The following is a 13,361-nucleotide window of genomic DNA, read 5'->3' on the forward strand; positions in this document are numbered from 1 at the left end:
GCGCGAGGGTTACTCTTCGAGGACGTCGATGAGTTCCTCTGCCGTCCGACTGATCCGTCCGAGCCGCTTGCGAATGACCTCGGGATCGTCCGACTCCCACGCAGCGAGGTAGAACGCCGATCCGCTCGTGTCGAGCCCGCAGTACCGCCCGATGACGTACGCGACGGCTTCGGCCTCGACTTCGCGTTTCGACCGTTCGGTGTCGTCGTCGACGTCGAAGTGGAGCAGGGCGTGGGCGTACTCGTGAATCAGCGTCCGCGCGAGGTCGGCCTCATTCTCCCGATCACGCACCTCGACGAGCGGCTGGACGTCGACGAGGCTCAGCTGTTCGCAGATGCCCTTCGCCTCGCCGTGGGTCCACTCCTCGGCTGGAACGATCTGCACCGTCACGCCGAGGTCGTCAGCGGCGACAGTCAACTGTTCGACGAGGTCGCCGGCGTCCCCGGTCGCTTCAGTGTCTAGGTCGGGAAGCGGCTCGCCTTCGGTCTGGGAGACGTCGAACACCGGCGCAGGCTTGAATCCGACCAGGCCCTCGGACCACTCCTCGGGCGGCGTCTCATCGTAGTCACAGTCGCTGTCCTCGTGGTAGCTCGGCGAATTCTCGCACTCCGGGCACTGCGTGGTGATGATCGGTGCCCAGATCCAGATGGCCGACTCACCCTCCTTGACGTGGCGGTCGAACTCCTCCTGCCACGTCCGGTAGCCCGCCACCCGGCTCGCCTCGGGACACTGCCGCTTGATGAGGAGCGTGTTCCGATACGAGTAGTCGTGGAAGCGACTCTGGACGTCCAGCCACTCTTGGAACTCCGCGCTGGCTTGCGCGTCGTCGACGCCGGCGACGAGCTCGTCGATCCACTGTTCGATGGTACTGTTCATCTCGTCTGATCGCGTGTCGGTCTGGTCGAAGGAGACCGACGAGTCTCTGGTCGTAGACATCGTGATCACCGAATCGAGTTCACGGCGACTGCGTCTGTTTAGACCGCGCCGCACCCCTCAGGGGCGTTCAAAAAACCGCTCTGTCGGTCAGCGGAGCTCGTGGCGTTCGTCTACAAAGCCGACCGTGACGAGGTACTCGAGGAACTCGTCGAACCGCTCGACGTCACTGGGCGTGTCGGTCGCAAGGTGACGCGCCCACTCGATGGCCCACTGGAAGGCGGGATCCGTGCCGCCCTTGCCGTGTAGATACCACCACCGGGCCGCTTTGAGAACCACTATGGGATTCGTCGGCGGCTGCTCACCGGCGAGTCCACGGGTGATGGACTCGATTTCGTCGGGGACATCGGCGGAATCGACCTCCCCTGATTGCGTGTTGTCGATATCGACCGGGATCTCGTCGACCGAGACGTTGTCGGGACTCTGTTGTTGACTCACTGGAAGTCACCTCTGAGAGCTTTCGAAGGAGCCCTCGCCCTCTCTGGGGGCACGAAAAACAGGTCGCGAAGTCACGTCGGCGGGAGGTGAACGCTCTGTTCGCCGGCGATCTCCTCCAGGTTGTTTCGATGACGGTGGCTGAAGTAGCACTCGTAGCTGCAGTATCCACAGATAGCGCCGGTATCGTATTCGGCCACGTACGGGCCGCGGCGAGTTCGCCAGACGTTCGTCCCGCACTCGGTACAGGCAGCGTCCTCGAGATCGGCAGGACTCGGACCCTCGTACTCGACGTTGAGCCCCTCGTTTTGCGGTGTCGTTTCGGGCCAGATTCCGTGGGCCCTCCAAAACTCACGGACGCGGACGAGGCTGTGGCGCACCGTCTTTCGGACGGTGACGTAGTCGGCGTCGCGACCGCTGTCGTCCCAGCCGTCGGCCGTCCAGAACTCACCAAACTGTGCGCCGCGATGCAGCCCGTTCCAGTCGACGCCGACGATGTCGGCTGGTGGCTCGTCCGCGAGTGTCGGTCTGGTCAGCTGTCGAATGGCGTCGAGCTGCTTGGGCGGACTCCCGCCGAGAATGTGGACGCGCCGCCCTCTCCAATCGGCTGGGTCGGAGAACTCGTGGGCTAGGCGGTCGGCGTATCCCCGTGAATACCCGAGGACGAGGGTCTCGGGTATCGCGTCGATCACCGCCCGCGACTTCGGAACGACGATGAGCTCGGCCTCGGGGTAGCTCGCTTGGATCTCGCGAGCGGCAGCGACGTGGGCGTCGACGGCATCAGGTTCGTAGATGTCGCCGATGACACCGACCTGTGGCTCGTGCTCGAAGAAGCGATCGACGAATCGTTCCAGGTCGGGATTTCGGAAGTCGTTGTCCAACATTCCGACCGGGAGGGTGAGGTTCTGATACTGGTTCGTCTGATATCCACAATCTTCCCGACGGCCGGGGAGAAATCCGAGGGCGAGAGCATCGCCGGCGAACGGAGCTCGGTGGAGGAACGCCACGAAGTCTGTTTGTCTGGCGGCAGCGATTTCACTCGCCGTGGTGGCGCTGGAGTTCAGATCGGAGGACATGATTGGGTCGCGAGGCCGCTGCTGGCTGCCCCGCACCCATTCAGGGGCCTGAAAAACCGAGTCACATTATATTAACCAACAATAGGGAAAACTCGCGCGGCAGTTGTTGGTTAAGGACAGAGCTTACGCTTCGTCCTCACGCAGCTCTTCAGCCTTCCACTTGAGCCGTCGCAGGATCTGCGTCCGATTCTGGTGGGCGTTTTCGTAGGCAACACACTCTTGCAGGGTCTCCATATCGGGAATCGTCGCGATCCCGGCCTTGATCAGTCGATGGTTCGGTGCTTCGAGGCGCTTCTCAGGTGGGAATTCGTTACTCTCTTCGTCGTCAGTGGGTCCCATCTCAAAGAGCCTCCACCCTTTTGGGGCCGACACAAACAATTCTCCGGACGATGACGCCCCACCTCTAATATGTTGAAACCGATACAACAATTATCATAATGGTCATCCCCCGCGAGTGGGTACAGTCCCGTATGGAGCGAAAGACGATCTCAGTCACCGGGATGTCGTGCAACGGGTGCGAACAGAACGTGGAGACCGCCCTGCGAAACCTCGATGGTGTGAACCGGGTCGAGGCCGACCACGACGCTGACACGGTCGACGTGGTTCTCGAGGATGAGGTCTCCGATGATGAGGTGAACGCGGCAATCGAACAGGCCGGGTACGACGTCGTGGCCTAATCGGCCGCCGCTCGGCCGTCGCTGACGTCACCGTCCGTCCGTTCGTCGAGGGAGAATTCGGTGTTGACACCATCGCCCGAGAGGAGCTGACCAGCGAAGCTGTTGGCCAGCACCGCCGAGACAGAGAGCACCATCGCGAGCATCGCGAACACGGGATGAACAAGTCCCGTCGTCGCGGCGGCGACACCGATCCCGTTGAACGCGAAGGCCGTCGCGAGGTTCTGGCGGGTCTTCCGGTAGCTCTCGTTCCCGATCTCGTAGGCGTCCATCACGCCACCGAGCCGGTTGCCCATCAGGACGATATCCGCCGATTCGATGGCAATGTCGGTACCGGCGCCGATGGCGATGCCGATGTCCGCCTGCGTGAGTGCCGGCGCGTCGTTGATGCCGTCGCCGACCATCGCCACGCGGTGGCCGGCTTCCTGCAGGCGACCGATCTCTTCGCGTTTCTCGTCGGGCAGGACATCAGCCATAACGCGGTCGATACCGACCTCCTCGGCGACCGCGTTCGCGGTGCGCTCGTTGTCGCCAGTGATCATCACGGGCGTGATGCCGACGTTTTTCATCCGCCGGATGGTCGCAGCGGCGTCGTCTTTGACTTCGTCGCCGATGCCGATCAGGCCGATCAGGTCACCACCACGGACGACGCCGGCGACGGTGAGGCCGCGATGCTGGAGCTGCTCGATGTCGTCGTCGGCTGCCGAGAGGTCGACCCCTTCACTGCTGAGCCAGCCCGGTTTGCCAACTAGCACATCGTCGCCGGCCACGGTCGCCTGGACGCCCTTCCCGGTCACTGAGTCGAAGGCGTCAGGATCCGCGTATTCGACCCCCTGCTCGTCGGCAGCCTCGAGGATGGCGTCGGCGAGGGGGTGCTCGGAGAACGCCTCCGCGCTGGCCGCCGTCGCGAGAACCTCCGACTCGTCGGTGTCGACCCCGACGACTGCACGGACGGCGGGTTCGCCGACGGTGATGGTGCCGGTTTTGTCGAGCACGACGTGGTCGACGTCGGGGAAGATCTGGAAGGCGTCGCCCGACCGCATCAGGATGCCGCGATTCGCGGCCTTCCCGCCGCCCCGGATCAGAGCTAGTGGTGTCGCCATCCCGAGCGCACAGGGATAGCCGAGGACGAGGACGGCCAGCGCCGCGAAGGCCCCGCGCTGGACGTTCGGACCCCCGCCCCACGCAATCGGTGCGATCACCCAGAAGAGGAACGAGAGCGCAGCGATAATCAAGACGCCCGGGACGAAGTACTTGAGTACGCGGTCGGCGAGCTGGATGATGCCGGGCTTCATCGCCCGCGCTTCCTCGATCTCGCGGGCAACTTGGTTGAGGAACGCGTCATCGCCTATGGCGGTCACCTCGACGAGGAGCGTCCCGGTCTCGTTGACGCTGCCACCAATAACTTCGTCACCGACGGCCTTCTCTTCGGGGATGGACTCGCCGGTAGCGACCGACTCGTCGACCGTCGATTCGCCTTCGACGACCGTGCCGTCGACGGGGATGTTTTCTCCGGGCTTGACGCGGACGCGATTGCCAACGTCGAGGTCGTCGACCGGGACTTCCTCGACATCACCGTCATCACTGACGCGGCGTGCTGTGTCGGGTTGGAGATCGAGGAGGCTCTGGACGGCTTGGGAGGCCCGAGTGCGGACGATGAGGCTGGTGTACTCCGAGAGGATGTGGTAGGTGGTGATGAACACGGAGACAGCGAAAAAGTGGACGGTCGGGAAGCTCGGGAACACGAACAGGCCAAGCAGTCCACCCACGAGCCCGGCGAACGCGCCCGCTTCCAGGAGGACGTGCTGGTTGAAGATACCCCGGCGCACGCTCTGGATGGCCTTCTCTTTGATGTAGCGGCCGGGACCGAACATCGTCCCGAGTGCCAGCCCCAGAGTCACCAGATCCATCGCGAGCGATGCCGACTCGAAGCGTCCCATTACGAGAATCATCCACCCCATCAGGGCAGCGACAACGATGGATGCGCCACCGGCGATGAGGAGGCGGCGCTTGCCGTCGGCGAGTTCGGCCTGCTGTTGCTCGTACCGCTTCGCTTTGTCCGGGTCGCGGATGGTGTACCCGAGATCCCGGAGCGTGTCCTTCACCTCGACCTCGCTCAGCAGGTCGTCGTGGTATTCGACGAGAACTTCCTCGTGGGCAAGACTCACGTCGACGTCCTCGACGCCGTCTGTCCGGCTGTAGGCCTTCTTGATGCTCTCGGCACAGAACGAGCAGGACATCCCCCCGACGTTGAATTGGTCGTGTGTCGTTCCCATCGTGCCTGTTGGTTATCGTGCGACGCGGATAACCATTATGACAATAGTTATAGCGGTTTCGAGATGCTAATACTGCTGTCGGGAGAGTGGCGTTACTCTTACTGTTGTCGTCCGCTTAGGTCGTCACACGAATGGCGCTCCTCGAATCTGACGTGCCAATCCGCGAAGTCGTGACGACGGACCCGGAGAAAGCGAAGGCACTGGAGAACGATGTCCGGGCGAAGATCCTCGATATGCTCGCGACCGAGGAAATGACGATCGAGGAGATTCACAATGAGCTGCACCGCCGGGACGAGGAGAAGGCCGAGACGACGGTGCGCCACCACGTGAACGTCCTGAAGGACGCGGGGATGGTCGAGATCGCCCGTCTCGAGGAAGCAGGTGGGGGGACGCGGAAGTACTACAAGTCGAACACGCGGGTCTTCTCGTACGACCTCCCGGAGGGCGCCGACGAAACCCTCGCAGGCGCGCAGTCCACCGCGTCCGAAGAATTGACCGCCCTCATCGAGACGTTGTACGCGGACCACGGTACCGAGATTGAGGCGGTTGCCCGCGAAATGAAGCCCTGCGAGTACTGCGATACCCAGCACTATGAGGAGTTCATCGTTCGCGAGCTCCTGAACCGTGCCCTCATCGAATTAGGTGAGAGCGGCACGCTCGAAGACGTGTTCTCGACCGACGATTAACCTCACTCGATACAATTCAGATGGGGGTGTTAGCCCCAAGACTATCCTTTCTTCGTGTGATACTGTGACGCATGATAAACGAAGGAGCGTCTGCACCGTCATTTACTCTTCCAGGTCTCCGTGACGGAGAACAAACCGAGTACAGCTTGGATGAGACAACTGCCAATAATCGGGCTGCGTTACTGGTATTTTACCCGTTTGATTTCAGTCCTGTTTGTACAAACGAACTGTGTGCGGTTCGTGATGCAGAGTGGTTTCAGCTGACGCCGGCTCTCGATGTCTGGGCAATTTCTGGCGACAGCGTCTACGCCCACCGAGCCTTCGCCGAGGAATACGGTCTCAATTTCCCGTTACTTAGTGATAGTTCCGGGCGGGTTGCCGAGTCGTATGATGTCTGTTATGACGAATGGGAGAATCACGAGTGCGTCCCGCAGCGTGCCGTGTTCCTCATCGATTCCGAGCAAACGATTCGATACGCCTGGGCGACAGAAGATGCACTCGAGAAGCCGGATTTCTTCCCTGTTAAAGACGCTCTTGAGACGCTGGAAGCGGAACGCGATGAACTCGGTCCTGAGGATGTCGAATTAGTAGTCGAATATAACGAGGAACCGGAATCTCTAACGTAGACTGCTATTTTAGGATTGTATCAGTGAACGCCGCTCCGACAATCAGCTCATGGCATCCTGGAACCGCTCACGAAGCGCGTCCTCGCGCTCCTCGAACTGGTTGACCTTCTCTTGCAGATCGTCGCTGATGCGCTCGATGCTCGCGAGCGCGCGCTCGCCGGCGAGCGACGCCTGCGACCCGTCATCGCCGTCTGTCTCCAGCTCCTCCTCGTAAGCGCGTTCGACACGCTCGATGGTACCCTCCGGGTTGAACAGGATGTCGTTGGCCGTGCGAACGTAGCCGTCCAGCGACGCACCCTCCTTGCCTTGGAAGAAGTGGGTGAGCGCGTATGTCGCGCCGGAATGTAGCGTCCACATATTGATTTCGACGGGGGAGGCCGCGTTGGCCTCTGCATCACTCGCGGCACGCTCGGCCAGGTAGTCCGGGAAGCCCAGCAGACTGTAAAACTCCGTGACAGTGAACGGCAGGTCCGAGAAGTCGAGGTCGATGTCCTGGGCGTCCCGGATGAACTCGAAGAGGTCGTCGGCGACAAGTTCGACCTGTGCGAGGAGTTCCTCCCACCAGCTCCGGAAGTTCCGCACGTCGCCGACGTGTTTGATGACCTCCTTGTCGGTGAGCGAGCGCATCGTGTTCGAGCAGTAGCCATCCTGGGCGAACCCCTCCACGTAGACGGCGTGCTCGCCGAAGAAGTCGTAGCCCGACGTGACGCCCATCGTGATCGGGTCCGACCGGCCGGGCAGGCGCACTTCGAGGCCATCGAACATGATGTCCATATGGACCTCGCCGCCGCACCGGTAGCGCCGAATCTCGCCGAACATCACCTCACCCAGCGGCGTCCCGTCGATGGTCTCTTCTCGGAGACCTCCTCTAGCGGCCGGTAGACGTCGACCGGATTGATGATTGAGTAACTGTCTGTGGGAACGTGAAATAACGGGTCCGTCTCCGCGTCCTCATCTCGGGCCTGCTCCCGAGCGCGACTCGGCTCGACGAGTGCGTTGAACCGCTCCGTCTCAACCCACTCGTCGGTGTAGGGATTCTGGTACGCCACGGTCGTCTCGACGGCCTGCGGAAGATCACGAACCGCCTCGGCGAAGGTCACGGGGTCTGCATCCCCGTGACGCTCTCGGTACCACTCGGGTAGTTCGGTGTCGGTACGCCCATCGACGCCAGCGAAGATGGTTCTGGACTCTGGATCTTTCATCTCAGTCACCTCACTCCAGGAATCCTCGTCGACGTGCGACTGTATTGTCTCGCGCCCTGCGCCCCTCTCCCGGGCGCAAAAACAACGTCTCACGAACTACCACTCGACCTGGAGAGTGTCCTCACATCCTCAGCTGTCTCCGTCGGTACGCTCCTGTCGGTCGTTGTATCGCTCCAGTTCACGCCCGATTTTCTCGAGCGCCTCGACACCACATTCGAGGAGCTGGTGGGTGGCTCGCGCCAGTCGAAGCGTCTCCATCAGTGCTCCCCCTCCGGGGGTTCGATGAGGTCGTTGCTCTCTTCGGCGAGTTCCCGGATTCCCCGTTCCACGTCTGCCTCCTCGGCAACCGTCCGATGTGCGAGCGGGGCAGGATATGCCCGGTCACCCTGGCTGCAGAGCACGACCAGTCACTCGTCGCTTCCATCCCCGAGCACGATGTTGTGGTCGCGATCAGCGCGCTGGAAGACCCGCCGGTCCGGGCGGGAGACGGTTCGCCAGTTCTCGGGGAGCGTCGGTGACGGCTGTCCGCCGTCGCGGAGCGCGACGACGTCGTCGGTAAGGGTCGCCATCGCGGCGTCGAACTCCCCGCCAGTGAGGTGCCAGTACGTCGCTGCACCACCATTACGAGCCGGTGAATCCTGGCGGAGTCCGTCGTCCCACGATAGTTCGAGGTACAGATGAGGTAGCCACGGTCGGTGAACACGGCTGGATGCCGTCGCCGATTCGGAGCTGCTTCTCGTGCATCCCGATGAGGGATGTCGAACTTCTTCTTCCACTTCGAGACCGTCTGTTGTGTACATCCCAGCTCGTCCGCGATCTTGACCGTGCTCAACTCCTGTTCCTAGTAGAGTTCGTAGAGGAGCGATTCGTCTCGCCAGGGGTACTCTGAATCGGTCATGGCTCGGTGACGGGGAGTGAATCCCCCCGCACCCCTCTCGGGGGCAATAAACACTACCGACCGGAATCGTACTTGAATCTCAGACCGGGTTCGTCACCAACCGGAGCAGCTCGATAGGTAGAATGGATTACGGTGGGAGGTGGCGATCGTAGATATTTCGGCGATTCCCGACCGCCTCAACGATCAGGACATCCTCATCCCGGTCCCACGTGATGATCGCACGGTAGTCGCCAGCACGAAGCTTGTAGTATGGATACCCGGTGAGCTTTTCGAGACGATGGGAGGTCCAGTCTTTCGCCTCGTCGAGTTTCTTCACCAACCGCTCTTGCGCTTCCGATTCGAGTCCCTCCAGCAAATCGAGTGCTTTCGGTGTCCACTCGACCTCAGTCATCGATGTCCAGCCGGTCCTTCATATCGCCCTGCGATACCGTCTCCCCCTGCTCTCGCTGCTCGCGGCTCTCGGCCAGATGCTCTAGCGCTTCCGCGGAGAGCTGCGTTGGCGGGTTGACAGCGTCCCGAAGCGCGTCGCGGATGAACTCGGATTTGTTCGCATAGCCACGCTCCTCCCAGACGTCGTCGACCTGTGCCAGCAGCGACTGTGGCACCCGGACGTTGATCTTCTCCATTTCACCGTCGCCGCCGGCGTCGCTGTCAGTGCTCATAAGCTGTGATACGTTTGTATCACGTAAGTACCTTCGGTCGGATGTCTAGACCGTGATTGATCAAGTCGAGACTGCGTTCGGGTGAGAGCCGCCGATGCTCCGAGAGGTTCAGGACGACGGCTTGGCCGTCGACGCGGAAGCCGACATATTCAACCGGTGTTCTTCGAGACTGTGCGGACGATGCTGCTGGAACTGCGTCCGAACTGCTCACAGGTATCTTCCCATTCATTTCTTGCTCGCGGGAGGCTCGATGGCCCCCGCACCCCTCTCGGGGGTAAATAAACAGAACGGGCTTCGTTCGGCAACGTATTTGACAGTCCAACTGTACTGTCGGAATATATCGGGATGGCAGTACTGGACGATCTCTCGGGGTTCGAGTTCGAGGACGTGATGGAGGACGTGTTCCGGAATCTCGGCTACGAAAACGTCCGGCAGGCCGAGAAAACGGCCGACGAGGGGCGGGACGTGATGATGGAAGAGGTTATCGACGGCACCCGTCGCGGGATCGTCGTCGAGTGCAAACACACCAGCACGGTCGGGCGCCCGGTCGTCCAGAAACTCCACTCGGCGATCGCGACGTTCGACTTCGACGGCCCAAAGCGCGGGATGGTCGTCACGACTGGCCGGTTTACGAACCCTGCACAGGAGTACGCTGACCGACTTCGAGGGAACGACGACCCACATCCGATCGAGTTGATCGACGGCGAGGACCTTCGGGAGATCGCCGACGAGATCGGCCTCGATCTCTACAACGGGCGTATCGAGATCCTCTGTGATGAGACGTTGCGGCCATACGATGCGGCGACCGACGCCGATGCCCCCGTCCAGGAAGCGTTTCGCGATATCGAAAACATCGCGGCCGCGGACGTGCCATCGCCGTACTCGCGGGTCCAGTTTCGCCCAGTCGTGGCAGTCACCGCCGACACGAACGCCGTCTTCGAGACGTCAGTGGGCGTCATCCACCGGATCAACGACCGGACGCGGTTCGTGGTCCACGCCGAGCGTGGGGATCCTCAGATTGCTGACGAGACCGTCGCAACACTCGTTACTGAGAACCTCCATGCAACGGTCGACCTTGACGCTGAACAGTTCGCACAGTCGTTTGACGACGTTGAGGAGCGTCGCTTTGGCCAGACCCAAACGGAGTACAAGGAGTGGGCTGTTGACCGCCTCCAGGAGTACCACACGACGACGGTGACCTACACCGGCGACAATAACGTCACGTACAACAAGACGTGTGAGCCCAATCTCTCGGACATCTCAGTGCAATCGATTGAGCCGGTGTATCTACCTGAGGTTCGGCAGACGACAGAGATACTGGAGTACTCGTATCCGTACGAATACTATGCTGCTGGCCCCTCGCGGGTCACTCTGGAGGACGGGATTCATCGCTGCGTCCACTGCGAGACGAGCGGCGTCGACGAGACGTACACCTACTGTCCGAACTGCGGGGCGATCGCCTGCGACAGCCACAGCAAGACCGAACGGCTCGAAGGGGAGCCGGTCTGTACCGGCTGTGCGGTGACCGAACGGTTCGCGCTGAAGAGGAAGTACTTCTACGACGAGGGGAACCTCAACGCATTCCGCAAGGAGTACGCCGAGATGCCCCTCCACGAGAAGGCGATGGAGAACAAGCTGCTGGCTGGCGGGAGCGTGGTTGCGACGTTGCTGCTCGTCGTCGGACTACTCGTCATCGGCGGCATCATCTAAGGTGGCCGTTTGCTCCAGCTGGAATCCCTACCCCCAGTTTCGAGAGGCTTCCAGACGGAACGAGATATCTACAAAATGATGCGGAGATAGCTTGTCATGATCTCGTAGTATAGTTGAGGACGCAGCAACCTGTGCATCCCTCCGTTTATCGGCCCGACATCCTGATACCCCACTTGAGTCGCTAACTGTTAGGAACACCGTCTTTCACTGGTGTTTCCCAGAGGAGAAGCAGACCTGAGCCGACGATGAGGACACCGCCTGCAGCTGCGAGCGCAAACAGGGGTGATACGTAATCGGAAATGACGCCACTCCCGAGCTGGAACGGGACGACGGCCAGTCCGCTCACCATCGCCATCGCACTCAGAACGGTCGCCCGACCGAGCGTCTCGATCCGGTTGTTGACGTACTGCCCGGCAAACGATCGCGTCACGTCCGACAGCCCACGAGCGACGAGGAACGTCGGTAGGGCAAGTACCGGAACGAAGTACATCCCGACCAGAGCCGCTCCAACGAGGAACGGTAGGACGACGAACCACGTCTTGACGCCTACACGTTCCTTTATCGCGCCAGTATAGTAGCTGAGTACCGCACCGACCAGACTGTAGGCCGCATAGAACCACCCGAGTAGCGATTCGACCTGTACCGGCGCGATGCCGATGTCAACGACAACAGTCCGGAAGATCGGCTGGAGGAAGACGAACACCAGATACGTCACTGCCGCGTAAAGAACGTAGTAGTAGAGAATAAACGCGCGAAGATTCCGTTGGGAGAGCGCCTCCTTCACGATACCCACGGTTCGGCGGAAACTCAGGTCGTCGCTTTCGGACTGCTTGTACGTCTCCGGATCGTCGAGTGTCAACAACACAACCGCGCCGACTCCGGTAACTACAGCGGCGACGAACCAGGGGTACGAGAGGTCGATGCTCCCCAGATAGCCACCGACGATGGCCGCGCCTGCCCCAACCGCGAGCGAGGCTGACTCTCCGCGGCCGCGAACGTGTGCAAACTCACCCTCAGAGAGTTCGTCTGTGAGCGTATCGTACAGCCAGGCATCCTCGCTGCCAGACCGAAAGTTGTAGCCCGCCGACCAGCATGCGTACAGGACCGCAAGAGTGAGGAACGAACTTGAAAGTCCGATTCCCAGCAGCGTTACCGCGATGAGCACCGTCCCGATAAGCAGGCTGTTGCGCCGCCCCACTCGATCACCGACGTAGCCTGTCGGAATTTCTCCGAATAGCGTGGTCAGGTTGTAAATGACCTCTAAGATTGCGATCTGGGTGAAGTCGAGTCCCTGTGCGAGAAAGAAGAGGTACATTATCGGCCGATAGAACTCGACTGCCTTGGTGGCCTTGTACAGGTAGTACTTCAGCACCGGGGCGCGTGGCACCCCATCCCAGTCGAAGGCCGCAGCAACACGCATTGAGGCAGTATCCCGACCACATGCGTAATTATATTCCGTTATTCCGAAATTACGGAATCGTAATACGGGTGGGCCATGTGTTACTCAAGTAGTTCTACGAATACCACTACTCTACTCAATAGAACCCCGTCTTCAGATCTTGGGCAGAACCACGGTGTTTTGCGTCAGTCTTAATGACTCCACTACTAAATAGTGTAAGCGTCGGTTCATCCGCATGCCGTAGTTGAGGCCATCACGCATCTCTTTGAGGTCTTCAAATACAATACACGGGTTCCCGAACTGCTAGCTCCATTCGGCGATGGATTCTGAACCGACCGTCCTGAATTCTTCACACAACAAACTGCAGCCACTTGTACTGCGATGGAGGCAGATACAGCAGATCGAACCTCCACGCCACCATTCTTAGAACTCCTGCTGGATGCAGTCGTCGATCGCCTGAATCTCGTCCTCGTCGAACGTCCAGAACCCTTTCCACTCGTTATTGCCCGTGGTGAGCGCCAACATCGCGGCCCCTGAACCGTGCGGTTGCCGATGGATGACAAACCAGTTCTCCTTGATGGCCTCTGCGGTGACCCCATGCACAGAGAGCCCCGCGTCCGCCGGCGGAGTCCAGTCGGGAATCCCATACACATGTGTACCCAAGCCTTCGGTCTCGCCGAGTTTTTGATATACCCGCCAAGTGCCACTCTCGTCGTGCAAGCGCGACAACCGCTGGAAGGACGTCCTGAGCGTTCCGGCGCCGTTTTTCCGGGCCAGCGACTCG

Annotated in this window: 15 protein-coding genes and 3 pseudogenes; 4 read left to right on the forward strand and 14 right to left on the reverse strand. The window is 60.7% G+C overall.

Annotation, left to right across the window (positions count from 1 at the left end; genetic code table 11):
* Nucleotides 1–9: 9 nt before the first annotated feature.
* The 4 genes from NO930_RS13945 to NO930_RS13960 all read right to left on the reverse strand — a co-directional run bounded on the left by NO930_RS13945 (nucleotide 10) and on the right by NO930_RS13960 (nucleotide 2,783).
* A complete protein-coding gene (locus NO930_RS13945) occupies nucleotides 10–936 on the reverse strand; it encodes an ArdC-like ssDNA-binding domain-containing protein (protein ID WP_256403893.1) in 927 nt (308 codons plus the stop codon).
* Nucleotides 937–1,023: 87 nt separating this feature from the next.
* Entirely contained in the window at nucleotides 1,024–1,371 is a 348-nt protein-coding gene (locus tag NO930_RS13950; protein WP_256403894.1) for a DUF8013 domain-containing protein, read from the reverse strand.
* Nucleotides 1,372–1,442: 71 nt separating this feature from the next.
* The gene (locus NO930_RS13955; protein WP_256403895.1) at nucleotides 1,443–2,444 is read right to left on the reverse strand and encodes a DUF6610 family protein; all 1,002 of its coding nucleotides are present in this window, start codon (nucleotides 2,442–2,444) and stop codon (nucleotides 1,443–1,445) included.
* Between the two features lie 123 nt (nucleotides 2,445–2,567).
* Nucleotides 2,568–2,783, reverse strand: a complete 216-nt coding sequence (locus NO930_RS13960) for a DUF8129 domain-containing protein (RefSeq protein WP_256403896.1) — start codon at nucleotides 2,781–2,783, stop codon at nucleotides 2,568–2,570.
* 131 nt (nucleotides 2,784–2,914) lie between these two features.
* Here NO930_RS13960 and NO930_RS13965 point away from each other — a divergent pair, with 131 nt between their 5' ends.
* Complete coding sequence (locus NO930_RS13965) at nucleotides 2,915–3,121, forward strand: heavy-metal-associated domain-containing protein (RefSeq protein WP_137711746.1); 207 nt, start codon at nucleotides 2,915–2,917, stop codon at nucleotides 3,119–3,121.
* Here NO930_RS13965 and NO930_RS13970 read toward each other — a convergent pair.
* On the reverse strand, nucleotides 3,118–5,394 hold the full coding sequence (locus NO930_RS13970; RefSeq protein ID WP_256403897.1) for a heavy metal translocating P-type ATPase: 2,277 nt from the start codon (nucleotides 5,392–5,394) through the stop codon (nucleotides 3,118–3,120). The genes NO930_RS13965 and NO930_RS13970 overlap by 4 nt on opposite strands.
* A 131-nt stretch (nucleotides 5,395–5,525) precedes the next feature.
* Here NO930_RS13970 and NO930_RS13975 point away from each other — a divergent pair, with 131 nt between their 5' ends.
* Nucleotides 5,526–6,080 carry an ArsR/SmtB family transcription factor gene (locus NO930_RS13975; protein WP_256403898.1) on the forward strand — a complete coding sequence of 185 codons (555 nt, stop codon included), beginning with the start codon at nucleotides 5,526–5,528 and terminating at the stop codon, nucleotides 6,078–6,080.
* Between the two features lie 71 nt (nucleotides 6,081–6,151).
* A complete protein-coding gene (locus NO930_RS13980) occupies nucleotides 6,152–6,706 on the forward strand; it encodes a peroxiredoxin (protein WP_256403899.1) in 555 nt (184 codons plus the stop codon).
* A 42-nt stretch (nucleotides 6,707–6,748) separates the two neighbouring features.
* On the opposite strand, the pseudogene NO930_RS14120 reads toward NO930_RS13980, so the two are convergent.
* The 6 genes and pseudogenes from NO930_RS14120 to NO930_RS14015 form a co-directional block, all read right to left on the reverse strand.
* Nucleotides 6,749–7,908 (reverse strand): annotated as a pseudogene (locus tag NO930_RS14120) (hypothetical protein).
* A 129-nt stretch (nucleotides 7,909–8,037) separates the two neighbouring features.
* The gene (locus NO930_RS13995; protein WP_256403902.1) at nucleotides 8,038–8,166 is read right to left on the reverse strand and encodes a hypothetical protein; all 129 of its coding nucleotides are present in this window, start codon (nucleotides 8,164–8,166) and stop codon (nucleotides 8,038–8,040) included.
* Nucleotides 8,166–8,309 (reverse strand): hypothetical protein, encoded by a 144-nt coding sequence (locus NO930_RS14160; protein ID WP_256403903.1) that lies wholly within the window; start codon nucleotides 8,307–8,309, stop codon nucleotides 8,166–8,168. Before NO930_RS14160 ends, NO930_RS13995 begins: the two co-directional genes overlap by 1 nt.
* Nucleotides 8,310–8,315: 6 nt before the next feature.
* Entirely contained in the window at nucleotides 8,316–8,477 is a 162-nt protein-coding gene (locus tag NO930_RS14165; protein ID WP_256403904.1) for a hypothetical protein, read from the reverse strand.
* 456 nt (nucleotides 8,478–8,933) lie between these two features.
* On the reverse strand, nucleotides 8,934–9,197 hold the full coding sequence (locus NO930_RS14010; RefSeq protein WP_256403905.1) for a type II toxin-antitoxin system RelE family toxin: 264 nt from the start codon (nucleotides 9,195–9,197) through the stop codon (nucleotides 8,934–8,936).
* Nucleotides 9,190–9,468, reverse strand: coding sequence for a ribbon-helix-helix domain-containing protein (locus NO930_RS14015; RefSeq protein ID WP_256403906.1), 279 nt, complete (start codon nucleotides 9,466–9,468; stop codon nucleotides 9,190–9,192). Before NO930_RS14015 ends, NO930_RS14010 begins: the two co-directional genes overlap by 8 nt.
* A 345-nt stretch (nucleotides 9,469–9,813) precedes the next feature.
* On the opposite strand from NO930_RS14015, the gene NO930_RS14020 reads away from it, so the two are divergent.
* Entirely contained in the window at nucleotides 9,814–11,178 is a 1,365-nt protein-coding gene (locus tag NO930_RS14020; RefSeq protein WP_256403907.1) for a restriction endonuclease, read from the forward strand.
* Between the two features lie 181 nt (nucleotides 11,179–11,359).
* Here the strand turns inward: NO930_RS14020 and NO930_RS14025 are convergent, their stop codons facing one another.
* The 3 genes and pseudogenes from NO930_RS14025 to NO930_RS14035 form a co-directional block, all read right to left on the reverse strand.
* Nucleotides 11,360–12,598, reverse strand: coding sequence for an MFS transporter (locus NO930_RS14025; protein ID WP_425601453.1), 1,239 nt, complete (start codon nucleotides 12,596–12,598; stop codon nucleotides 11,360–11,362).
* 168 nt (nucleotides 12,599–12,766) lie between these two features.
* Nucleotides 12,767–12,907 (reverse strand): annotated as a pseudogene (locus NO930_RS14030) (RNA-guided endonuclease TnpB family protein); the annotation flags it as partial.
* 93 nt (nucleotides 12,908–13,000) lie between these two features.
* A pseudogene (locus NO930_RS14035) lies at nucleotides 13,001–13,361 on the reverse strand (DICT sensory domain-containing protein); the annotation flags it as partial.

Origin of the sequence: Halorubrum salinum, assembly GCF_024494575.1 — an archaeon.
In the GTDB taxonomy this organism is placed as follows: Archaea; Halobacteriota; Halobacteria; order Halobacteriales; family Haloferacaceae; genus Halorubrum; species Halorubrum salinum.